At 40.3% G+C, this 22,784-nt stretch carries 16 protein-coding genes, 13 tRNA genes and 3 rRNA genes; 30 read left to right on the forward strand and 2 right to left on the reverse strand.

What is annotated here, in order from left to right:
- Nucleotides 1-10 precede the first annotated feature (10 nt).
- From ACSBPO_RS00130 to ACSBPO_RS00155, 6 genes are all read left to right on the forward strand, one after another.
- Complete coding sequence (locus tag ACSBPO_RS00130) at nucleotides 11-1,021, forward strand: PP2C family protein-serine/threonine phosphatase (RefSeq protein WP_442597612.1); 1,011 nt, start codon at nucleotides 11-13, stop codon at nucleotides 1,019-1,021.
- Between the two features lie 66 nt (nucleotides 1,022-1,087).
- On the forward strand, nucleotides 1,088-1,420 hold the full coding sequence (locus ACSBPO_RS00135; protein ID WP_442597614.1) for an anti-sigma factor antagonist: 333 nt from the start codon (nucleotides 1,088-1,090) through the stop codon (nucleotides 1,418-1,420).
- Nucleotides 1,417-1,890, forward strand: a complete 474-nt coding sequence (rsbW, locus tag ACSBPO_RS00140; protein WP_442597616.1) for an anti-sigma B factor RsbW — start codon at nucleotides 1,417-1,419, stop codon at nucleotides 1,888-1,890. Before ACSBPO_RS00135 ends, rsbW begins: the two co-directional genes overlap by 4 nt.
- A complete protein-coding gene (sigB, locus tag ACSBPO_RS00145; protein ID WP_442597618.1) occupies nucleotides 1,868-2,662 on the forward strand; it encodes an RNA polymerase sigma factor SigB in 795 nt (264 codons plus the stop codon). Before rsbW ends, sigB begins: the two co-directional genes overlap by 23 nt.
- Entirely contained in the window at nucleotides 2,659-3,255 is a 597-nt protein-coding gene (locus tag ACSBPO_RS00150) for a PP2C family serine/threonine-protein phosphatase (protein WP_442597620.1), read from the forward strand. The genes sigB and ACSBPO_RS00150 overlap by 4 nt, the downstream gene beginning before the upstream one ends.
- A gap of 124 nt (nucleotides 3,256-3,379) precedes the next feature.
- Nucleotides 3,380-5,557 carry a Tex family protein gene (locus tag ACSBPO_RS00155; RefSeq protein WP_442597622.1) on the forward strand — a complete coding sequence of 726 codons (2,178 nt, stop codon included), beginning with the start codon at nucleotides 3,380-3,382 and terminating at the stop codon, nucleotides 5,555-5,557.
- A 50-nt stretch (nucleotides 5,558-5,607) separates the two neighbouring features.
- Here ACSBPO_RS00155 and cmpA read toward each other — a convergent pair whose 3' ends face one another.
- Nucleotides 5,608-5,721: a cortex morphogenetic protein CmpA gene (gene cmpA, locus ACSBPO_RS00160; protein ID WP_442597624.1), complete on the reverse strand. Its 114-nt coding sequence runs from the start codon at nucleotides 5,719-5,721 to the stop codon at nucleotides 5,608-5,610.
- 410 nt (nucleotides 5,722-6,131) lie between these two features.
- On the opposite strand from cmpA, the gene ACSBPO_RS00165 reads away from it, so the two are divergent.
- The 23 genes from ACSBPO_RS00165 (at nucleotide 6,132) to ACSBPO_RS00275 (ending at nucleotide 20,131) form a co-directional block, all read left to right on the forward strand.
- A complete protein-coding gene (locus tag ACSBPO_RS00165) occupies nucleotides 6,132-6,605 on the forward strand; it encodes a SprT family protein (RefSeq protein WP_442597626.1) in 474 nt (157 codons plus the stop codon).
- Nucleotides 6,606-6,791: 186 nt separating this feature from the next.
- Nucleotides 6,792-6,866 (forward strand) — tRNA-Asn (locus ACSBPO_RS00170).
- Between the two features lie 5 nt (nucleotides 6,867-6,871).
- A tRNA-Ser gene (locus ACSBPO_RS00175) sits at nucleotides 6,872-6,962 on the forward strand.
- 9 nt (nucleotides 6,963-6,971) lie between these two features.
- Nucleotides 6,972-7,043 (forward strand) — tRNA-Glu (locus tag ACSBPO_RS00180).
- A 208-nt stretch (nucleotides 7,044-7,251) separates the two neighbouring features.
- Nucleotides 7,252-7,327: transfer RNA gene (locus tag ACSBPO_RS00185), tRNA-Asp, on the forward strand.
- Between the two features lie 9 nt (nucleotides 7,328-7,336).
- Nucleotides 7,337-7,411: transfer RNA gene (locus tag ACSBPO_RS00190), tRNA-Gln, on the forward strand.
- A gap of 7 nt (nucleotides 7,412-7,418) precedes the next feature.
- Nucleotides 7,419-7,494 (forward strand) — tRNA-Lys (locus ACSBPO_RS00195).
- A gap of 34 nt (nucleotides 7,495-7,528) precedes the next feature.
- A tRNA-Leu gene (locus ACSBPO_RS00200) sits at nucleotides 7,529-7,613 on the forward strand.
- Between the two features lie 85 nt (nucleotides 7,614-7,698).
- Nucleotides 7,699-7,784: transfer RNA gene (locus tag ACSBPO_RS00205), tRNA-Leu, on the forward strand.
- A 77-nt stretch (nucleotides 7,785-7,861) separates the two neighbouring features.
- Nucleotides 7,862-7,938, forward strand: a tRNA-Arg gene (locus tag ACSBPO_RS00210).
- A 6-nt stretch (nucleotides 7,939-7,944) separates the two neighbouring features.
- A tRNA-Pro gene (locus ACSBPO_RS00215) sits at nucleotides 7,945-8,021 on the forward strand.
- A 20-nt stretch (nucleotides 8,022-8,041) separates the two neighbouring features.
- Nucleotides 8,042-8,115 (forward strand) — tRNA-Gly (locus ACSBPO_RS00220).
- Between the two features lie 109 nt (nucleotides 8,116-8,224).
- Nucleotides 8,225-9,774: ribosomal RNA gene (locus ACSBPO_RS00225) — 16S ribosomal RNA — on the forward strand.
- A gap of 222 nt (nucleotides 9,775-9,996) precedes the next feature.
- Nucleotides 9,997-12,933: ribosomal RNA gene (locus ACSBPO_RS00230) — 23S ribosomal RNA — on the forward strand.
- Between the two features lie 117 nt (nucleotides 12,934-13,050).
- Nucleotides 13,051-13,166 (forward strand): 5S ribosomal RNA (rrf, locus tag ACSBPO_RS00235).
- The 16S, 23S and 5S rRNA genes sit together here with 13 tRNA genes alongside, the layout of an rRNA operon.
- Nucleotides 13,167-13,211: 45 nt before the next feature.
- Nucleotides 13,212-13,285, forward strand: a tRNA-Met gene (locus ACSBPO_RS00240).
- 163 nt (nucleotides 13,286-13,448) lie between these two features.
- Nucleotides 13,449-13,524 (forward strand) — tRNA-Asp (locus ACSBPO_RS00245).
- Nucleotides 13,525-13,722: 198 nt separating this feature from the next.
- A complete protein-coding gene (gene tsaE / locus ACSBPO_RS00250) occupies nucleotides 13,723-14,172 on the forward strand; it encodes a tRNA (adenosine(37)-N6)-threonylcarbamoyltransferase complex ATPase subunit type 1 TsaE (RefSeq protein ID WP_442597628.1) in 450 nt (149 codons plus the stop codon).
- Complete coding sequence (gene tsaB / locus ACSBPO_RS00255; protein ID WP_442597629.1) at nucleotides 14,169-14,876, forward strand: tRNA (adenosine(37)-N6)-threonylcarbamoyltransferase complex dimerization subunit type 1 TsaB; 708 nt, start codon at nucleotides 14,169-14,171, stop codon at nucleotides 14,874-14,876. Before tsaE ends, tsaB begins: the two co-directional genes overlap by 4 nt.
- A gap of 14 nt (nucleotides 14,877-14,890) precedes the next feature.
- The gene (gene rimI, locus ACSBPO_RS00260) at nucleotides 14,891-15,340 is read left to right on the forward strand and encodes a ribosomal protein S18-alanine N-acetyltransferase (protein ID WP_442597630.1); all 450 of its coding nucleotides are present in this window, start codon (nucleotides 14,891-14,893) and stop codon (nucleotides 15,338-15,340) included.
- Nucleotides 15,341-16,363, forward strand: coding sequence for a tRNA (adenosine(37)-N6)-threonylcarbamoyltransferase complex transferase subunit TsaD (tsaD, locus tag ACSBPO_RS00265; protein WP_442597632.1), 1,023 nt, complete (start codon nucleotides 15,341-15,343; stop codon nucleotides 16,361-16,363).
- A 345-nt stretch (nucleotides 16,364-16,708) separates the two neighbouring features.
- A complete protein-coding gene (locus ACSBPO_RS00270; RefSeq protein ID WP_442597634.1) occupies nucleotides 16,709-17,338 on the forward strand; it encodes a GNAT family N-acetyltransferase in 630 nt (209 codons plus the stop codon).
- A 273-nt stretch (nucleotides 17,339-17,611) separates the two neighbouring features.
- Nucleotides 17,612-20,131 carry a putative bifunctional diguanylate cyclase/phosphodiesterase gene (locus ACSBPO_RS00275; protein ID WP_442597636.1) on the forward strand — a complete coding sequence of 840 codons (2,520 nt, stop codon included), beginning with the start codon at nucleotides 17,612-17,614 and terminating at the stop codon, nucleotides 20,129-20,131.
- Between the two features lie 56 nt (nucleotides 20,132-20,187).
- Here the strand turns inward: ACSBPO_RS00275 and ACSBPO_RS00280 are convergent, their stop codons facing one another.
- Complete coding sequence (locus ACSBPO_RS00280) at nucleotides 20,188-22,113, reverse strand: ABC-F family ATP-binding cassette domain-containing protein (protein WP_442600274.1); 1,926 nt, start codon at nucleotides 22,111-22,113, stop codon at nucleotides 20,188-20,190.
- Nucleotides 22,114-22,254: 141 nt separating this feature from the next.
- On the opposite strand from ACSBPO_RS00280, the gene moaC reads away from it, so the two are divergent.
- On the forward strand, nucleotides 22,255-22,749 hold the full coding sequence (gene moaC / locus ACSBPO_RS00285) for a cyclic pyranopterin monophosphate synthase MoaC (RefSeq protein ID WP_442597638.1): 495 nt from the start codon (nucleotides 22,255-22,257) through the stop codon (nucleotides 22,747-22,749).
- Nucleotides 22,750-22,784: the final 35 nt, after the last annotated feature.

A 22,784-nucleotide genomic window follows, 5' to 3' on the forward strand; every position in this document is an offset into this window, starting at 1 on the left:
GGGGAGTACAATGGATTTTCGTGAATTAATGGAAAGTAAATATAGAGAAATGTTAGCGAATTATATGGAAAATCCATCCGAACAAGCACTTTACCAAGGTCAAAAATTCAGTAGAAAATCAATCGAGCATCATGTGTCTCCTGAAGAAATTATCATGTTGCATAAAAGCTTACTGGAAGAGCTTGAACCTAATTTGTCGGCTAAGGTCATCCAATCCTTTGATATTTTACTAGAAGTTATGATGGGCTATGGTTTAGCTTATCGGGAACTGCAAAGCTTAAGACATAAACAGCATGAAATTAAAACGGAAATAGAGATAGCTGCAAATGTCCAACAAACCTTACTCGGAACAGATATACCTTCTGTGGAAGGTCTTGATATTGGCGCGTTAAGCGTTCCTGCTAAACTTATGAATGGTGATTATTTTCACTTTGTAGAAGATGAAAATCAAAATATTAATGTCGCGATTGCGGATGTAATTGGAAAAGGGATACCAGCTGCATTATGTATGTCGATGATTAAATATGCCATGGATAGCTTGCCAGAAAGCCGAAACACTCCAAGTACGGTTTTAGAGAATCTGAATAGGGTAGTAGAGCAAAATGTCGACTTAAGCATGTTCATTACGATGTTCTATGGAATGTATTCTTTAAAAAGTCATACCTTCCGATACGCATCTGCTGGTCATGAACCTGGATTCTTTTATTGTGGAGAGACGAAAGTCTTTTCGGAACTAGAGGCTAAGGGACTTTTATTGGGAATTGAAAAAAGGACAAAATATCCTCAGTATGAAAAGAAAGTGAATCCAGGCGATATGATTATTTTAATGTCTGATGGAGTGACAGAATGCCGGACAGAAAATGGTTTTCTTGAAAGAGAATCCCTAATTGGTTTTATTCGAAAATATATCCACTTACCAGCTCAAGAAATTGTTAACAATATCTTTAGGGAACTTGAAAAACTTCAACAATTCCAGTTACGTGACGATTTTACCCTCATAATCCTAAAAAGAAATGTTTAGGTTTGATGGAGAACGGGTAAGTAGAAATTACCAAGAAGAATGATTTCTCAGAAAGGTGGGTCAGCTATGAATATGACAATAGATATAAAGGAAAATCACCCCAATGTTGATGTATTTGTTGGTGGAGAAATTGATGCGTATACGGCCCCTAAACTAAGAGAAAAACTTTTTCCTTTATCAGAACAAGAAGGAGTAAAAATGGTCGTAAATCTTTCTGCAGTTACATACATGGATAGTACCGGATTAGGTGTAATTGTAGGAGTATTTAAATCCATTAGAAAATTCAACGGTCAATTTCAGTTGACTGGGTTATCTGATAGATTAAAAAGATTATTTAAAATTACAGGTCTTGCTGAAATTATGGAGATAAACAGTGTGGTAGAGGGTGAAGTTCAATGAATCAACCATTTGATTATATAGAGATGAAAATCCCTGCTAAACCTGAATACGTTGGGGTGGTTCGTTTAACCTTATCAGGAATCGCGAGTCGGATGGGATTTTCCTATGAAGAGTTGGATGATTTAAAGATAGCAGTCAGTGAAGCATGTACCAATGCGGTTCAGCATGCCTATAAAAATGATGGCCATGGAGAAGTGACGGTAGGTTATGGTCTTTACCAAGATCGGATCGAAATTATGGTTGCGGATAATGGTGATAGCTTCGATTTTGAGCAAGCACGTAAAGGCCTTGGTCCTTATGATCAACATGATTCTGTTGAGTTTTTACGTGAAGGAGGCTTAGGTCTCTACTTAATTGAAACCTTGATGGATGAAGTGAGAATTCATCACAAAGTGGGCGTAACTGTTTTTATGACTAAATACCTTGAAGGAGAGCGGGTGGAGATCGATGCAGAAACCATCTCAACCTAATCACTCTAGTAAGGATTCCGTAAATGAGTTAATCCGCGCCTACCAGTTACAGCAAGATGAAGAAGCTCAAAAACAATTAGTGATGCAATATCAAAACCTTGTGGAAATGCTTGCAAGAAAATATTCGAAAGGTAGATCCTTTCATGAAGATATTTATCAAGTTGGGATGTTAGGACTATTAGGTGCTATCCGAAGGTACGATGATTCATTTGGAAAAAGCTTCGAGGCTTTTGCAGTACCAACGATTATCGGAGAGATAAAAAGATTTTTACGTGATAAAACATGGAGTGTACATGTACCAAGAAGGATTAAAGAATTAGGTCCAAAGATTAAATCAACGGTTGAGGAATTAACAGTTAAACTCCAGCGCTCCCCAAAGGTGTATGAAATAGCAAAGTCGTTAGAGGTATCAGAGGAAGAAGTTTTAGAAGCAATGGAAATGGGGAAAAGCTATCAAGCGTTATCGGTTGACCATTCGATAGAAGCAGATGCGGAAGGTGGAACCGTCACACTCCTAGATATCGTAGGAGACGTAGATCAAGGCTACGAAAGAATCAATCAAAAGCTCGTCTTGGAAAAAGTACTACATGTATTATCAGAACGTGAAAGACAAATTATTCAATATACCTATCTTGATAACCTAAGTCAAAAGGATGCAGGAGATAAATTAGGGATATCTCAGATGCATGTATCCCGTTTACAGAGAAAAGCGATTAAAAAACTAAGAGAAGCTATCTACTCAGATGTTAACAGTACGGAGTGCCTTTCATGACGGAATATCAAAAAAACATCGAAGTCTATGCACACCAGTCAACTAAAGTGGGGAAAACCCAATGTGGAGATGGTTACTTCTTCATCGAAACAGAAGATTATTTCATTTGTGTAGTAGCTGATGGATTGGGTAGCGGTAAATATGCTCATGAGGCTTCATCAGCGGTTACGGAAATCATTGAAAAGAATCACCAAGAAAGTGTAGAAAGTTTAATGAAAGAATGTAATAGAGTTTTATTTGAAAAAAGAGGAGCAGCAGTCTCCATTTTTAAGGTCTATTTTCATTCTCGTGAATTTGTCTATAGCTGTGTAGGAAATATTCGTTTTTATCTTTACACCCCAAATGGACATCTCATTTATCCTTTACCTGTCTCTGGTTATTTATCAGGGAGGCCCCAAGTCTACCATACACAAAGATTTTCATACGAACCGAATTCGAAATTTTTAATCCATTCTGATGGTTTTGTTTATCAAGGAATAAAAAATCTTTTAAAACCCTATTTATCTGTCAAAACCATATCAGATGAGATTGCAAGGAAATTTGGTCAGTCAAACGACGATGCTACGGTCATCGTGGGAAGCTTACTCTCATAAGAGTAGGCTTTTCTTTTTGAGAATTTGGTAAAAATAAACCTTAGAGATTCTGCATTTCTAACGTTTTATATCATGATTTGGTACAATAAGATAAAGAGTGTAAAAAGAGTTGGAGGTTTAAAATTTGGAACAAACCATTGAAAAGAAAGATATATTGTTAAAGCAAATTGCTCAGGAACAAAACTTATCATTAAAGCAGGTTAGAAATGTTATTGAGTTATTGGAAGACGGTAATACAGTTCCGTTTATTGCCCGCTATCGAAAAGAACAAACCGGTGCTTTGGATGAAGTTCAAATACGGGATGTTAGTGAAAGATGGCAATACATACAAAACCTTGAGCAACGAAAAGAAGAAGTATTACGGATTATAACAGAACAAGGAAAATTGACGGACGAACTACAGCAACAAATCAATAAATCAACCAAACTACAGGAAGTAGAAGATCTTTATCGCCCTTACAAACAGAAAAAACGGACAAGAGCCACCATTGCAAAGGAAAAAGGACTAGAACCGCTAGCGGAATGGTTAATGTCTTTTCCGGATAACGGAAGTGTGGAAACGAAAGCTCAAGAGTTCTTATCTTCAGAAAAAGAAGTATCAACGGTTGAGGAAGCTATTGCAGGGGCAAAAGATATTATTGCGGAATGGATTGCGGATGATGCAACAAGCCGAAAATGGATAAGACACGAAACGTATAAAAACGCAATGATTGAAACAAGTATCAAAGATGAGGAGAAAGATGAAAAAAAGATCTTTGAAATGTATTACCAATACGAAGAACCTGTTTCTAAAATTGTACCCCATAGAATTTTAGCTTTAAATCGAGGTGAGAAGGAAGAGGTTTTAAAGGTAGCCGTAAAGCCGCCAGTTGAATCAATCATCACCTTCTTAAATAAAAAATGGATTAAAAATCCTCATGCCATATCCTCACCCCAGGTAACAGAAGCAATTGAGGATAGTTATAAGCGTCTCATTCAATCATCGATTGAAAGAGAAATCCGCAGTGAATTAACAGAAAAAGCGGAAGGACAAGCCATCCATATTTTCTCTGAGAATCTGAGAAATCTATTATTGCAGCCACCTTTAAAAGGGAAGATCGTATTAGGAGTAGACCCTGCTTATCGTACAGGTTGTAAGTTAGCTGTTGTGGATGATACAGGGAAGGTTCTAAAAATCGATGTGATTTATCCGCATCCACCTGTTTCCAAAACAGATATAGCTAAAAAGAAAACATTAGACATTATCAATGAATATAAAGTGGAAATGGTCGCGATTGGTAATGGGACAGCTTCAAGAGAAACAGAGCAATTTATTGCAGAACTTTTAAAAGAAGTAAAACATGAGATTTATTACCTAATTGTCAATGAAGCTGGAGCAAGTGTATATTCTGCCTCTGATTTAGCACGCGAGGAATTCCCACACTTCCAAGTAGAGGAACGAAGTGCAGTCTCAATTGCTCGAAGACTGCAAGATCCATTAGCAGAGCTTGTGAAAATTGATCCAAAATCAGTTGGAGTAGGGCAATATCAGCATGATGTCTCTCAAAAAAAGCTATCTGAATCCTTAACTTTTGTGGTAGAAACAGCTGTTAACCAAGTGGGAGTGAATGTGAATACTGCTTCCTCATCATTACTACAATATGTGGCAGGTTTATCAAAATCAGTGGCCAACAATATTGTGAAGAAGAGAGAAGAAGAAGGGAAATTCGAAAAAAGAGATCAACTTAAGAAAATTCCTCGACTTGGGGCGAAGACATACGAACAAGCAATCGGTTTCTTACGTGTATTAGATGGAAAAGAACCTCTTGATCGAACAGGTATCCATCCTGAAAATTATCAGGTGGTTAAAAATCTATTGAAAAAATACGGCTTTACGACAAAGGACTTAGGTACCGAACAATTAAGAGGAGCATTACAATCGATTCATGTTTCCGAAGTAGCGGCTGAGCTTTCCATAGGGGAACTGACCTTAAAGGATATTATCGATGCTTTAGTAAGACCAGAACGTGATCCACGCGATGAACTACCTGCACCATTATTGAAAAAGGACGTTCTTAAGCTTGAAGATCTTCAGCCTGGTATGGAGTTACAAGGCACTGTTCGAAATGTTGTGGATTTTGGAGCTTTTGTGGATATTGGAGTAAAACAAGATGGTCTTGTTCATATTTCCAAGTTAACAAACAAATTTGTCAAACATCCTTTAGATATCGTTTCAGTAGGAGATATTGTTACCGTTTGGGTAGATTCGATCGATAAACAAAAAGGGCGTGTTTCCTTAACCATGCTCCCTCCAAATAAATAGTCGAATAAAAGAAGAACTGACTCTGGAATAGTAGAGTCAGTTCTTTATCTTTACGAACAGTTCTTTTTTCTATAGAAAAACCAGCATTGATTAAGTAGTTTAATTTGATATCGATTTTTTTCGAAAAATGCCTTTTTCATTTGATTTTGGAACCAAGTAGGCATATAGGAACCTCCTTAACTAAGATGTATATGTTGCAGGAGTTAGTGATTTTAAATATTTTCTAAAATGACTGAGTTTTAGTGTGTAATACCCTATGCTTTATTAAGCCGACAATATTTAAATTTAGCGGACACACGATCCGTTATATTGTGAAAAATGGTTGTTTTTAGAAGATTAGCGGACTATAGTTCCGCTATCGTACTTAAAGAATGCCTTATTACACTGAAATATAGTGAATAACGGAACCTGTGTCCTTTAAACTCGAGAAAATCGTGAATATTGCCGAATTAGCGGAATGTGTGTCCTTTAAATTCCACACTAACGGTTAATATAGTCATGATTTAAAATAAATAGGTATTTATAATATATGCTATAATAGTTTGTCACGTTCTTGTAAAAAGGAGGAAGCGAAATGAATGAACAAGATTTACAATTACTAGTCGAGAAGATTTCTCTAAACTATTTTCAAAAACCATTTCGCCACCAAGCTACCTTTAATTCAAGATTAAAAACAACGGGCGGAAGATACTTATTACATTCGCATAATATTGAATTAAATAAGAGATATTACGAACAATTAGGTTTAGAAGAATTAATCGGAATCATTAAACATGAATTATGTCATTATCACCTTCACTTAGAAAAGAAGGGATATAAACATCAAGATCCTGATTTTAAAAAGTTAATGAAACAAGTGGGTGCTCCGCGATTTTGTAAACAACTTCCGGAAAGACCTAAAACGAATCGAAGCTTAAAGCTTTATGTATATACTTGTTCTGATTGTTCTTTGGTTTTTAAACGTAGGAGAGCTGTTAATATACAAAAATATGTTTGTGGAAAATGTAAAGGAAAGCTAAAAAAGGTATCGGTGTTGACAACCGACTAATCTATTTGTTAGAATCACATTCTGTTGTTTAAAAAACAGCAGTCGTTTTTTGTAGGAGATTAAAAAGGGTTATTTTTACTCCTTGACTTTCCTAGTCGTCATTTTTATAATATAAAGAGTCGACAGGGACAAGTAAGCTTAAACTGTTGTCGATATTTAGAAAAGTAAGAATTACCATATTAATATTCCGCAGTAGCTCAGTGGTAGAGCATTCGGCTGTTAACCGAACGGTCGTAGGTTCGAGTCCTACCTGCGGAGCCATTTTTGGGGAAGTACTCAAGAGGCTGAAGAGGCGCCCCTGCTAAGGGTGTAGGTCGGGTAACCGGCGCGAGGGTTCAAATCCCTCCTTCTCCGCCATTTAATTAAGGCCCATTGGTCAAGCGGTTAAGACACCGCCCTTTCACGGCGGTAACACGGGTTCGAATCCCGTATGGGTCATCCATTTAGCGACTCTATAGTTTACTATTGAGTCGCTATCTATTCTATATTAAAACTTATTCTGGTCCCGTGGTGTAGCGACGAGCGACACTTCAATGGATATGCTCCGAGTTGTCTCGACGCATTTACCTCCTCGAATTAACTCGTAGAGGAAGAGACAGTTAACGATTGCAAACCTAGTGCAGGTTTAAAACTTTAAATTCATTCTGGTCCCGTGGTGTAGCGGTTAACATGCCTGCCTGTCACGCAGGAGATCGCGGGTTCGATTCCCGTCGGGACCGCCATTATTTTGTTGGGCTATAGCCAAGCGGTAAGGCATCGCACTTTGACTGCGACATGCGTAGGTTCAAATCCTGCTAGCCCAGCCATTTAAATGAGCCATTAGCTCAGTCGGTAGAGCATCTGACTTTTAATCAGAGGGTCGAAGGTTCGAGTCCTTCATGGCTCACCAGTTTTTTGTTTAACTAAAAAACTATTTTTTATATGCGGGTGTGGCGGAATTGGCAGACGCACCAGACTTAGGATCTGGCGCCGCAAGGCGTGGGGGTTCGACTCCCTTCACCCGCACCAATAACTTCATTGTTTTTACCAAGTGTTTACACTTGAATAGAATGCGATGATTTGTTATGATTAATGATGTTCTTAATTTATACATGCGGTCGTGGCGGAATGGCAGACGCGCTAGGTTGAGGGCCTAGTGGGGGCAACCCCGTGGAGGTTCAAGTCCTCTCGGCCGCACCAAATAATATAAAATTAAGTGTTGACATTAAAATCTTAAAATGGTATGATGGTTAAGTCGCTTTTTTAAGAACTAATATGCGCCCGTAGCTCAATTGGATAGAGCGTCTGACTACGGATCAGAAGGTTATGGGTTCGACTCCTTTCGGGCGCGCCATAATATCGGGAAGTAGCTCAGCTTGGTAGAGCACTTGGTTTGGGACCAAGGGGTCGCAGGTTCGAATCCTGTCTTCCCGACCAGTAGGACATTAATTAAATATGCGGGTGTAGTTTAATGGTAAAACCTCAGCCTTCCAAGCTGATGTCGTGAGTTCGATTCTCATCACCCGCTCCAAAAATTGCTCTTTGAAAACTAAACAACCAAACATTAACAAAGGTAAGGCTTCTATTATAGAAGTTTTTAAAAAAAGCCAGAGTAAACTTTATGAGCTATATCAAACACTTTATTGGAGAGTTTGATCCTGGCTCAGGACGAACGCTGGCGGCGTGCCTAATACATGCAAGTCGAGCGAATCTTTAGGAGCTTGCTCCTGAAGGTTAGCGGCGGACGGGTGAGTAACACGTGGGCAACCTGCCTGTAAGACTGGGATAACTTCGGGAAACCGGAGCTAATACCGGATAATCCTTTTCCTCACATGAGGGAAAGCTGAAAGACGGTTTCGGCTGTCACTTACAGATGGGCCCGCGGCGCATTAGCTAGTTGGTGAGGTAACGGCTCACCAAGGCGACGATGCGTAGCCGACCTGAGAGGGTGATCGGCCACACTGGGACTGAGACACGGCCCAGACTCCTACGGGAGGCAGCAGTAGGGAATCTTCCGCAATGGACGAAAGTCTGACGGAGCAACGCCGCGTGAACGATGAAGGCCTTCGGGTCGTAAAGTTCTGTTGTTAGGGAAGAACAAGTACCGGAGTAACTGCCGGTACCTTGACGGTACCTAACCAGAAAGCCACGGCTAACTACGTGCCAGCAGCCGCGGTAATACGTAGGTGGCAAGCGTTGTCCGGAATTATTGGGCGTAAAGCGCGCGCAGGCGGTCCTTTAAGTCTGATGTGAAAGCCCACGGCTCAACCGTGGAGGGTCATTGGAAACTGGGGGACTTGAGTACTGAAGAGGAAAGTGGAATTCCACGTGTAGCGGTGAAATGCGTAGAGATGTGGAGGAACACCAGTGGCGAAGGCGACTTTCTGGTCAGTAACTGACGCTGAGGCGCGAAAGCGTGGGGAGCAAACAGGATTAGATACCCTGGTAGTCCACGCCGTAAACGATGAGTGCTAAGTGTTAGAGGGTTTCCGCCCTTTAGTGCTGCAGCTAACGCATTAAGCACTCCGCCTGGGGAGTACGGTCGCAAGACTGAAACTCAAAGGAATTGACGGGGGCCCGCACAAGCGGTGGAGCATGTGGTTTAATTCGAAGCAACGCGAAGAACCTTACCAGGTCTTGACATCCTCTGACAACCCTAGAGATAGGGCTTTCCCCTTCGGGGGACAGAGTGACAGGTGGTGCATGGTTGTCGTCAGCTCGTGTCGTGAGATGTTGGGTTAAGTCCCGCAACGAGCGCAACCCTTGATCTTAGTTGCCAGCATTTAGTTGGGCACTCTAAGGTGACTGCCGGTGACAAACCGGAGGAAGGTGGGGATGACGTCAAATCATCATGCCCCTTATGACCTGGGCTACACACGTGCTACAATGGATGGTACAAAGGGCTGCAAGACCGCGAGGTTAAGCGAATCCCATAAAACCATTCTCAGTTCGGATTGCAGGCTGCAACTCGCCTGCATGAAGCTGGAATCGCTAGTAATCGCGGATCAGCATGCCGCGGTGAATACGTTCCCGGGCCTTGTACACACCGCCCGTCACACCACGAGAGTTTGTAACACCCGAAGTCGGTGGGGTAACCGTAAGGAGCCAGCCGCCTAAGGTGGGACAGATGATTGGGGTGAAGTCGTAACAAGGTAGCCGTATCGGAAGGTGCGGCTGGATCACCTCCTTTCTAAGGAATATAAGTGACCATTGGTCACAAAAAAACATTTAAATCTTTGGTGTTAATTGTTTGGTGTTTAGTTTTGAGAGAGCAATCTCTCGGTAGCTATTTAGGTAGCTACTACTACTTGTTCCTTGAAAACTAGATAATCGTATAGAAGAAACCAAGTAAAAACCGAGTAATTGCCATTTTAGTTTCTCTCTTATTTTATAGTAAGAGAATTAACCTTTAGGTTAAGTTAATAAGGGCGCACGGTGGATGCCTTGGCACTAGGAGCCGATGAAGGACGGGACTAACGCCGATATGCTCCGGGGAGCTGTAAGTAAGCTTTGATCCGGAGATTTCCGAATGGGGAAACCCACTGCTCGTAATGGAGTAGTATCTTTACCTGAATACATAGGGTACTGATGGCATACCCGGGGAACTGAAACATCTAAGTACCCGGAGGAAGAGAAAGCAAACGCGATTCCCTGAGTAGCGGCGAGCGAAACGGGACATAGCCCAAACCAAGAGGCTTGCCTCTTGGGGTTGTAGGACACTCAACATGGAGTTACAAAGGAACGGGGTAGATGAACAGATCTGGAAAGATCGGTCAGAGAAGGTAAAAACCCTGTAGTCGAAACTTCGTTCCCTCCTGAGTGAATCCTGAGTACGGCCGGACACGAGAAATCCGGTCGGAAGCAGGGAGGACCATCTCCCAAGGCTAAATACTCCCTAGTGACCGATAGTGAACCAGTACCGTGAGGGAAAGGTGAAAAGCACCCCGGAAGGGGAGTGAAAAAGATCCTGAAACCGTGTGCCTACAAGTAGTTAGAGCCCGTTAATGGGTGATAGCGTGCCTTTTGTAGAATGAACCGGCGAGTTACGATTACATGCAAGGTTAAGTTGAAAAGACGGAGCCGCAGCGAAAGCGAGTCTGAATAGGGCGAATGAGTATGTGGTCGTAGACCCGAAACCAGGTGATCTACCCATGTCCAGGGTGAAGTCCAGGTAACACTGGATGGAGGCCCGAACCCACGCACGTTGAAAAGTGCGGGGATGAGGTGTGGGTAGCGGAGAAATTCCAATCGAACTTGGAGATAGCTGGTTCTCTCCGAAATAGCTTTAGGGCTAGCCTCACGTAGTAAGAGTCTTGGAGGTAGAGCACTGTTTGGACTAGGGGCCCTCATCGGGTTACCGAATTCAGACAAACTCCGAATGCCAAAGACTTATCCGTGGGAGTCAGACTGCGAGTGATAAGATCCGTAGTCAAAAGGGAAACAGCCCAGACCACCAGCTAAGGTCCCAAAGTTTACGTTAAGTGGAAAAGGATGTGGAGTTGCTTAGACAACCAGGATGTTGGCTTAGAAGCAGCCACCATTTAAAGAGTGCGTAATAGCTCACTGGTCGAGTGACTCTGCGCCGAAAATGTACCGGGGCTAAACGTAACACCGAAGCTGTGGATTGACACCGTATGGTGTCAGTGGTAGGAGAGCGTTCTAAGGGCGTTGAAGCTAGACCGTAAGGACTGGTGGAGCGCTTAGAAGTGAGAATGCCGGTATGAGTAGCGAAAGATGGGTGAGAATCCCATCCACCGTATGCCTAAGGTTTCCTGAGGAAGGCTCGTCCGCTCAGGGTTAGTCGGGACCTAAGCCGAGGCCGAAAGGCGTAGGCGATGGATAACAGGTTGATATTCCTGTACCACCTCTTTATCGTTTGAGCAATGGGGGGACGCAGAAGGATAGGGTAAGCGCACTGTTGGATATGTGCGTCTAAGCAGTTAGGCTGGTAACGAGGCAAATCCCGTTACCGTGAAGGCTGAGCTGTGATAGCGAGGGAAATATAGTACCGAAGTTCCTGATTCCACGCTGCCAAGAAAAGCCTCTAGCGAGATAAAAGGTGCCCGTACCGCAAACCGACACAGGTAGGCGAGGAGAGAATCCTAAGGTGTGCGAGAGAACTCTCGTTAAGGAACTCGGCAAAATGACCCCGTAACTTCGGGAGAAGGGGTGCTTTTTGGGGTGAATAGCCTCGAAAAGCCGCAGTGAATAGGCCCAGGCGACTGTTTAGCAAAAACACAGGTCTCTGCGAAGCCGTAAGGCGAAGTATAGGGGCTGACGCCTGCCCGGTGCTGGAAGGTTAAGAGGAGGGGTTAGCGCAAGCGAAGCTCTGAATCGAAGCCCCAGTAAACGGCGGCCGTAACTATAACGGTCCTAAGGTAGCGAAATTCCTTGTCGGGTAAGTTCCGACCCGCACGAAAGGCGTAACGATCTGGGCACTGTCTCAACGAGAGACTCGGTGAAATTATAGTACCTGTGAAGATGCAGGTTACCCGCGACAGGACGGAAAGACCCCGTGGAGCTTTACTGTAGCCTGATATTGAATTTTGGTACAGCTTGTACAGGATAGGTAGGAGCCTGAGAAGCCGGAGCGCCAGCTTCGGTGGAGGCGTCGGTGGGATACTACCCTGGCTGTATTGAAATTCTAACCCGCACCCCTCTATCGGGGTGGGAGACAGTGTCAGGTGGGCAGTTTGACTGGGGCGGTCGCCTCCTAAAGAGTAACGGAGGCGCCCAAAGGTTCCCTCAGAATGGTTGGAAATCATTCGTAGAGTGTAAAGGCACAAGGGAGCTTGACTGCGAGACCTACAAGTCGAGCAGGGACGAAAGTCGGGCTTAGTGATCCGGTGGTTCCGCATGGAAGGGCCATCGCTCAACGGATAAAAGCTACCCCGGGGATAACAGGCTTATCTCCCCCAAGAGTCCACATCGACGGGGAGGTTTGGCACCTCGATGTCGGCTCATCGCATCCTGGGGCTGTAGTCGGTCCCAAGGGTTGGGCTGTTCGCCCATTAAAGCGGTACGCGAGCTGGGTTCAGAACGTCGTGAGACAGTTCGGTCCCTATCCGTCGTGGGCGTAGGAAATTTGAGAGGAGCTGTCCTTAGTACGAGAGGACCGGGATGGACGCACCGCTGGTGTACCAGTTGTCTTGCCAAAGGCATCGCTGGGTAGCTATGTGCGGACGGGATAAGTGCTGAAAGCATCTAAGCATGAAGCCCCCCTCAAGATGAGATTTCCCATAGCGTAAGCTAGTAAGAACCCTGAAAGATGATCAGGTTGATAGGTCAGAGGTGGAAGCGCGGTGACGTGTGGAGCTGACTGATACTAATCGTTCGAGGACTTAACCAAAACATTTGGATATCCAAATAGGCAAACTCGTTTTTACTTCTTCTAATACATTATCTAGTTTTGAGGGAACAAGACTTTGTCACGTAAGTGAAAAGAGTTTACCTCAAAAAAATACAGTCTGGTGGCGATGGCGAGAAGGTCACACCCGTTCCCATACCGAACACGGAAGTTAAGCTTCTCAGCGCCGATGGTAGTTGGAGGATTCCTCCTGTGAGAGTAGGACGTCGCCAGGCAGTATTTATACTATAATTATATGATGGGAATTTTATTATTATCGACGCGGGGTGGAGCAGCCCGGTAGCTCGTCGGGCTCATAACCCGAAGGTCGCAGGTTCAAATCCTGCCCCCGCAATAATCCATCTAAAATAAGGTCCCGTGGTGTAGCGACGAGCGATACTACAATGAGTTTACTTCGAGTTGTCTCGACGCATTTACCTCTTCGAATTAACTAGTAGAGGAAGAGACAGTTAACGATTGCAAACCTAGTGCAGGTTTAAAATTTTATCATCTATAGTGGTCCCGTGGTGTAGCGGTTAACATGCCTGCCTGTCACGCAGGAGATCGCGGGTTCGATTCCCGTCGGGACCGCCATTTTTAATAGAGAACTAGTTTGCGAAACAAGTGTTTCGTTTTTTTTATGTCTTTTTAATGAAAATGGATGTTATATCTCGTTTTTTTGCTCAAATTCAAAAAATCATGTAAACTACATATAGCTCACAATATCCTTAGGAAAGATCCTAAGGATTTTTTATACTTCATTACTTTGAATGAATTAGGTGATTAGTAAAAATGAATTTTCAATATATATCTAAAAGTGCTGAGGAAACAAAGGTATTTGCCCAAAGCTTAGCAAAACTTTTAAAACCTGGTGATGTTATTGCCTTAGAAGGTGATTTAGGTGCAGGTAAAACCACATTTACAAAGGGATTAGCTGAGGGTCTGGGAATCAAGAGAAATGTAAATAGCCCCACTTTTACGATTATAAAAGAGTATCAAGGAAATTTACCTTTATATCATATGGATGTTTATCGTTTAGAGGATATCTATGAAGACTTAGGTTTTGATGAATATTTTGAGGGTGCTGGTGTTACGGTTGTTGAATGGGCACACTTAATAAAAGATCAACTTCCAACGCAAATATTAACGATTTATCTTACACATGATGATGGAAATCGAAAAATAACATTAACCCCTTCCGGAAATCGATATGAGGAACTTTGTAAGGAGATTTTTTCATGAGTATATTAGCGATTGATACTTCTAATTACACATTGGGTGTTGCTTTATTAGAAGAAGATAAAGTGATTGGTGAATATATAACAAATGTAAAAGTGAATCATTCTATCCGTGCTATGCCTGCCATCCAAGCATTAATGAAGGACTGTGGCATAGCTCCAAATCAATTAACCAAGATTGTTGTAGCTAAAGGCCCAGGTTCCTATACAGGAGTGAGAATTGGCGTAACCATTGCCAAAACACTTGCTTGGAGTCTAAATATTCCTATAGTTGGAATTTCAAGTTTAGAAATATTAGCTGCCAATACCGGAAGATATTTTAAAGGTTATATCTCACCTTTATTTGATGCTAGAAGAGGACAGATATATACAGGATTATATCAATATCAAAATGGACATTTAGAAACCATAATGCCCGACCAAAATATTCTTACAATAGACTGGGTAGAGAAATTAAGGACCTTAAATGAACCCATTTTATTTGTAGGTAATGATTTACCTATTCATCAAGAGGCAATAGAGCTTGCATTAGGAGAGCAGGCAGTATTTGCGAGTATAACAGAAAATAATCCACGACCAGCGGAATTAGGATTATTAGGAAGTAAACGTCCAGTTGAGGACTTACATAGCTTTGTTCCAAACTATATCAGGTTAGCGGAAGCTGAAGTGAAATGGATGGAAGCTAAAGGTATAAATGAAACTAAATAGTTAGGAAGAGTTCAATGAATGATTCATTAATTTTTAGATTAATGCGGGAAGAGGATATTGATCAAATAGTTGAAATAGAGAAGCTATCTTTTGCTACTCCTTGGAGCAAAGAATCATTTTATAATGAATTATACAAAAATCAATTTGCTACCTATGTTGTACTAGAAGATGGTGAAAAAATCATTGGTTACTGTGGTGCATGGATTGTCATAGATGAAGCACATATAACCAATATTGCTGTTCTTCCCGAATATAGAGGGAAAAAGTTAGGAGAATCTATTCTAACTAAAATCATGGAGGTAGCTAGGGAAATGGGAGCTAAATCCATGACATTAGAAGTACGTGTCACGAATATCGTTGCTCAAAATCTATATCGGAAGCTTGGATTTAATAACGGTGGAATACGAAAAAATTATTATACAGATAATCAAGAAGACGCATTAGTAATGTGGGTGAATTTATAAATGGAAAAAGATCTATATATAATGGGGATTGAGACAAGCTGTGATGAAACAGCAGTAGCGATCATTAAAAATGGTACAGAAATTGTGGCAAACGTTGTTGCTTCTCAAATTGAAAGTCACAAAAGATTTGGGGGAGTTGTACCTGAAATTGCTTCACGTCATCACGTAGAACAAATGACCATCGTTTTTGAAGAAGCGATGCAACAAGCTAATCTCTCCTTAAATCAATTAGATGCAATTGCTGTTACAGAAGGACCAGGTTTAGTTGGTGCTTTATTAATTGGGGTAAATGCTGCCAAAGCCATTGCCTTTGCACATAACATTCCTTTAGTGGCGGTTCATCATATTGCAGGTCATATTTATGCCAATCGTCTAGTTGAGGAAATGAAGTTTCCTTCATTGTCCCTTGTTGTTTCTGGTGGGCATACAGAATTAGTATATATGAAAGAACATGGGCATTTTCAAGTCATTGGGGAGACGAGAGATGATGCTGCTGGAGAAGCATATGATAAAGTAGCTAGAGTTTTAAATCTGCCTTATCCAGGAGGCCCTCATATTGATCGGTTAGCTCATGAGGGTGAACCAACTATCGATCTACCAAGAGCATGGTTAGAGAATGACTCTTACGATTTTAGTTTTAGCGGCTTGAAATCAGCTGTAATAAATACAGTTCATAATTTTGCACAACGTGGTGAAGAGATTGCTCCCGAAAATTTGGCTGCAAGCTTTCAACAAAGTGTCATTGAGGTGTTAGTAACGAAAGCAGTTAGAGCAGCAAAGGAATATGAGGTAAAACAAATCCTTTTAGCAGGTGGAGTGGCTGCCAATAAAGGATTGCGGGCCGCCTTAAAGGAAGCATTTCTTAAGTTACCAACTGTAGAATTAGTCATTCCTCCGTTATCCCTATGCACTGATAATGCGGCGATGATTGCAGCAGCAGGTACGATTATGTATGAAAAAGGTCAACGGGCAGATTTAGCTTTAAATGCAAATCCAGGATTAGACTTAGAAATCCACAACTAAAAAATCATATTTTAAATCCTCTTTTTAAAAAAGAGGATTTTTTTTTGTGGATAACTATGAGTTTTACCCACAGTTATGTGGATAATGTGTACAATTTCATTTGTTTCTGTGGATAATGTGGAAAAGTCTGTTGATAGCTATTAAATAAACCATTCTATGTTGAATAAAATTGTGGATTACTTTTTAAAAAGAAAAATAGAAGATTTTAATAGAGATAATATACAAAAATTAACAAAAGTTTTATACAATAGAATTAATATTAGGATAAAGGAATGATCAGATGATCCTCTTAATTGTTTTCATCCCCAAATATTAAAAATAAATAATATTTTGGGGGAAGAAATAATGGATAATCAAAATTTTAAAATTTTTACTCTAGTAGAACGACCTGATTTGCTAAAGAAAATGGAAGAATTGCATGCTAAGGGATGGGCAAGATTCATGCTGTTTGATGACGTGGCTGCTCAATATTTTGGAGAACTTCCGAAACAATTTCCACAGTTGCAATTTTTACTAGTGAATGAACATGACGAAGCAATTGCATGTGGTAATGCTGTACCGTTTTCCTGGGATGGGACAAAAAACAATCTTCCTGAAGGCTGGGACGATGTTTTAAGGCGCGGTGTAGAGGAAAATAAGCAAGGAATAATACTTAATACTGTTTCAGCCATCGCCGTTGTGATAAACCCTGACTTTAGAGGGAGTAATATTAGTGGATATATGGTGAGAAGGATGAAAGATTTGGTTAGAGATAAAGGATTTAACCAAATGGTAGCACCAGTCAGATCAGCTCTTAAACACAAATATCCCATAATACCAATGCAATCTTATGCCTATTGGAAAAATTCAGAGGGGTTACCTTTTGATCCATGGATTAGAGTCCATTCTAGAACCAATGCAGATATTATAGCCGTTGCGAATGAATCTATGATCATAAAAGGTAGTGTCAAGATTGGGAAGATTGGACAGGAATGAAGTTCCCTGATAGTGGGTCTTAAACCAGCAGAACAACTGCTGGTTTTTATTATAGCTATAAATGTTAAAAACATCCGACCTTGATACTACAAACAGTATCAAGGTTTTTTCATGAGCTAGATTGATAAAGGAAAATCCAATATTTTCAAAACTCCTTTTAAACATATTAGAAGAGATTATTGCTATAATATAACTTTCGCGTATTTACTTTTATAGAATAATTTCCCGGGAAACCGGAAGGAACTCTATACTTAATAAATTGGAGTGTTTCGTTTGTCTATCAAGAAAAAGCTTCCATTGATTTTTACTATTTTAGTATTTTTTATTTTATTCGCAAATAATACTTTTCATTATCTCCGATCGAAAGAAGCGCTACTAGATTTTAATGAAAAGGAAATAAAACTTATCACGCAAGAGATTTCTTTTCAGGTTGAGAATGCGAAGGAAGGTTCCTTATATGTTGAGAATTTACTTGGAAAGGAATTGCGAACAGCATCCATTGCTATTCAAAAAACTTTACCTGCCGATTATAACGATGTAACGAATGAACAATTGGAACAATTAGCAAAGGAACTGATGGTTTCTCATATAACGCTAATGGCTAAAACAAAAGATGATGTGATAGGTGTAAAATCATCAGACCCAAAGGAAATTAATTTATCTACAAAAGGTTGGGGCTATTGGTACGATGCCTATTTACAACTCCTTGAATTAAAGCCAGTTCGTGTAAATGAAGGATTAACTTTACCAAATTATTGGTCTGGTCCTATTGAAGTAGCTTCAAGCAATCCGGATCATGTAGACAAATGGGGTTATTACTTTGACGGAACTACTAATTATATTATCGACCCTTACTTACGAGATAACGAAGTACTAGGGTATGAAGAACAATTTGGGCCTGGAAAAGTTATGGACCGCTTTACTAAGGAATTAGAAGGAGTACTGGAATTGACCGTTTTTAATCCCAAAAGCTTTGGTAAAAAGAAATCAGTGGTGACGTTAAATGGGAATAGTTATACGAGGATATCGGAAGAGCCAATCTGGTATGGAAAGTATAATTTTATAAATGAAAAAGAGGATGCTGAATGGATTAAGAAGGCATCAACAACAGGAGAAATTCAAACTTACTCTGCACATTTAAACGGAAAAGAAGTGAGGAAAACCTTCGTACCTATCAATAAAGGGAACGATGATCAATACGTGATTGGGCTAGTGTACGACTATGGATTAATACAAAATCAACTAATGCGTGAGTTAGGAGACCATGTCCTTCTTTCTAGTGTTTTCATGATCATTGTATTGCTGACTAGCTTTGTTTTTTCCCGTTCGATCACCAACCCAATTGGACAAATTGTCGAACATGTAAATGAAATAGCTCAGGGCAATTTTGGAAGAAAACTGTTCCTAAAGCGAAAAGATGAATTTGGAGTGCTTACGCAAAACGTTAATGCTTTATCAAGTTACTTACAAACGTATGTGAACGATCTAAAACATAGTCAAACCATTATTGAATATCAGGCATTGCATGACCCATTGACAAGCTTACCGAATAGACGCTTTTTACAGGACAAGCTGAAAGAGTTTCTTGATATATCGGAGAGAACGAATGAAAATATCTCTATTTTATTTTTCGATTTAGATCGCTTTAAAAACGTCAATGATTCGTTAGGTCATTCTAAGGGTGATGAACTGCTTAAAATGGTATCCAAACGGATTGAGGGATTATTGGCACTTGAAAATAGTGTGATCACGAGGCAGGGTGGAGATGAATTTATCATCCTAATAAAGGGATTGTGTTTGAATGAGGTTAAACAGATTGCTGAAAAAATAGTACACGAGTTAAAACAGCCTTTTTACTTAGACCAAAATGAAATTTATCTTGGCATAAGCTGTGGCATTAGTGTTTCTCCAGACCATGGTAAAGATATCGATACCCTTATTGCCTCTTCAGATATAGCGATGTATGCCTCGAAAAATATGGGCGGAAATCGAGTGGTTATTTTCAATGAAGAATTAAATAAGATCACTAGAGAAAAGCCACTGATAGAGTCGAGATTAAGAAAAGCGATTGAAGAGGAAAATATCAAGGTTTTTTATCAACCAAAGGTAAATGGAAATTCTGGTAAGATCGTTGGTGTGGAGGCTTTAGTAAGATGGAATGATAGGGAACTTGGTTTTATACCTCCAAGTATTTTTATTCCGATTGCCGAGGAAACAGGACTCATCCAACCATTATGGGAAATGACGATGAAAAAAGCTTGTACGCAGATTCAGCTTTGGAATAAGAATAGAGTAGAACCACTTAAGTTATCCGTTAATTTCTCGGCAAGACAATTTCTAGATCCAGAAAAGCTCGCTGCTCAAGTGAAAGAAATTCTACAAGATTCACAATTAGAATCGAAATACTTTGAGATTGAAATAACAGAAAGTACGTTGCTGACAAATTCGAAAGAGGTCATCTTTGCTCTTGAGAATCTTAAAGAACATGGAGTTTCAGTCTCGATTGATGACTTTGGAACAGGATATTCTTCCTTAAGCTATTTAAAATCATTGCCGATTGACACATTAAAAATTGATAAATCATTTGTCCAAGAAATCCATTCAGATTTCAGCAATTCAGAAATAGTAGAAGCAATTATTAATTTGGCGCGAAGTCTTCGTTTAAAAGTAGTGGCTGAAGGGGTAGAAGAAGATTATCAAAAACAGTATCTCCTACAAAAAGATTGCACCCTTATGCAAGGGTTTTTATTTAGCAAACCACTGCCAGCAGAAGAACTAGAAAAATTACTTTAAGGGATATACAGAATAAGCACGCCATTTATGGCGTGCTTTTTTGTTATCATAGGAAGTTATTCTGCTAGTTCAGCCCATTCATCCATTAAGCCTTCTAATTCAAGTTTTGCCTGCTCGTTTTTCGTATGAATTTCCGAAACCTTTTCGTGGTCTTGGAAAACTTCAGGGTCACATAATTGAAGCTCATATTGTTCAATATTCTCTTCAAGCTGAGAAATGCCTTCCTCAATTTCTTCTAGCTTACGTTTTCGTTGTCGTTCTAATTTCTTTTGTTCTTTATCCTGCTGGTAATTGTTTTTTTCCACTTTATCCGTAGCATTCATTCCCGGAGCGTTATTCTGTTGCTCCAATGCTTGTAATTCAATCATTTCTTCTTTTTTCTCTAGATAATAATCATAGTCTCCGAGAAACTCCGTACAACCATCTCCGCTTAATTCAAGAACCTTTGAGGCAATACGATTGATGAAATATCGGTCATGTGAAACAAACAAGATGGTACCTGGATAATCAATTAAAGCATTTTCTAAAACCTCTTTGCTGTCTAAATCTAAGTGGTTCGTAGGTTCGTCCAAAATCAGCAAATTGGATTTCTCCATCATAAGCTTTGCTAAAGCAAGTCTCGCTTTTTCTCCACCTGATAAAGTGGATACTATTTTAAGGACATCCTCACCTGAAAATAAGAAATTACCTAAGATGGTCCTGATCTCTTTTTCTGGTTTTAAAGGATACTCATCCCATAATTCGTTTAACACTCTTTTATTGGAAGATAGTTCAGCTTGTTCCTGGTCATAGTAACCAATCGTTACATTCGAACCGAAGCGAACTCCTCCTGATATAGCAGGAAGTTTTTCAATAATTGTTTTTAATAGAGTAGATTTCCCAACACCATTTGGACCAACTAAAGCAACGCTTTCACCACGAGTTAATCGTAAGGAAAGATGGCTGGCTATCGCATCGTTCTGATAACCGATCGTTAAGTCTTCTAGATGAAGAACCTCATTTCCGCTTTGCCTCTCTATTTCAAAGCTAAAGGAAGCCGATTTTTCATCTCCCTTTGGACGGTCCATCCGTTCGATCTTTTCAAGCTTTTTTCGACGAGACTGTGCTCTTTTGGTGGTAGATGCCCTTGCCAAATTCTTTTGAATGAAATCCTCTAATTTTGCAATTTCATCCTGCTGTTTTTCAAATAACTTCAAATCTCTTTCATATTGCTCAGCCTTTTGATCGAGATAGGAGCTATAGTTTCCAACAAATTTTTGAATTTGTCGGCGGGACATTTCATATACCTGTGTGACCACTTTGTCTAAGAAGTAACGGTCATGCGAGACAATCAGAATGGCTCCATCATAGGTTTGTAAGTATTGTTCCAGCCAAGACAACGTATCGATATCTAAATGGTTAGTAGGCTCGTCCAATATTAAAATATCAGGCTTTGTTAAAAGTAGCTTCCCTAAGGCAAGTCTTGTTTTTTGCCCTCCACTTAAGGTAGCTATTTTGGTGCTATAGTCGAAGGTCTGGAAGTTCAATCCATGAAGAACAGAACGAATATCTGCCTCGTATTGATAACCACCGGATTCCTTAAATTTAACCTGAAGGATATCATATTCCTTTAAAACACGTTCATATTGAAGAGAATCTTCTAAAACAGAAGGGTCGGACATTTTTTCCTCAAGAAGGCGCAGTTCTTTTTCCATTCGTTGTAATGGTATAAAGACTGTCAGCATTTCTTCCCATATGGAGAGACTGGATTCTAGTCCAGTATTTTGAGCGAGGTAACCAATGGTTACTTCTTTTGGTTTTATAATATCTCCAGAATCAAAGCTCATTTGACCAGAGATGATTTTTAAAAGAGTCGATTTACCCGCACCGTTTCGTCCAACAAGGGCTACCCGATCTCGAGTTTGAATTTCTAGCTTTATATTCGATAAAATAGTTTCAGCACCAAAATGTTTTGATAGTTGATTTACTTGTAATAAAATCATCATTATTCACCTCTTACCTACACCAAGTGTATCCTAATCTGATGGTATCGGCAATCATCAGTAATATATGTGAAGAAAATTACAATCGTCTTAACAAGTAGGATAAAAATGGTGTATATTAAATGAGAGAGGAGCTATCAAATGGCAGAATTTACGCATTTTAATGAAGAAGGCCGAGCAAAAATGGTAGATGTCAGTAATAAGCCAGAGACCGTGCGAACGGCTGTTGCTCAATCTAGTATTCGATTAAATAAAGAGATTTATGAAAGAATTACCAATCAGACCATGAAAAAGGGAGACGTCTTAGCTGTCGCACAAGTAGCAGCCGTCATGGCTTGCAAAAAGACATGGGACATTATTCCGATGTGTCATCCGATACCGCTGACAGGAATTGATTTAACTTTTTCTTGGGAAGCCGTGGAAGATGATTATATATTACATATTTATGCTACTGTTAAAACCAAAGGAAATACGGGAGTGGAGATGGAAGCGCTCACAGCTGCATCCGTTTGTGCCTTAACCGTTTATGATATGTGCAAAGCGGTGGATAAAGGGATGGTCATTGGACCAACCTTCCTTGTCGAAAAAACAGGCGGCAAAAATGGTGACTTTAAGAGGATTGAACCAGTTAAATAAACGTTATAAATAGTCAAGGTAGGGGATGGGATGGT

Source organism: Neobacillus sp. D3-1R (assembly GCF_052180215.1).
Classification (GTDB): domain Bacteria; phylum Bacillota; class Bacilli; order Bacillales; family Cytobacillaceae; genus Pseudoneobacillus.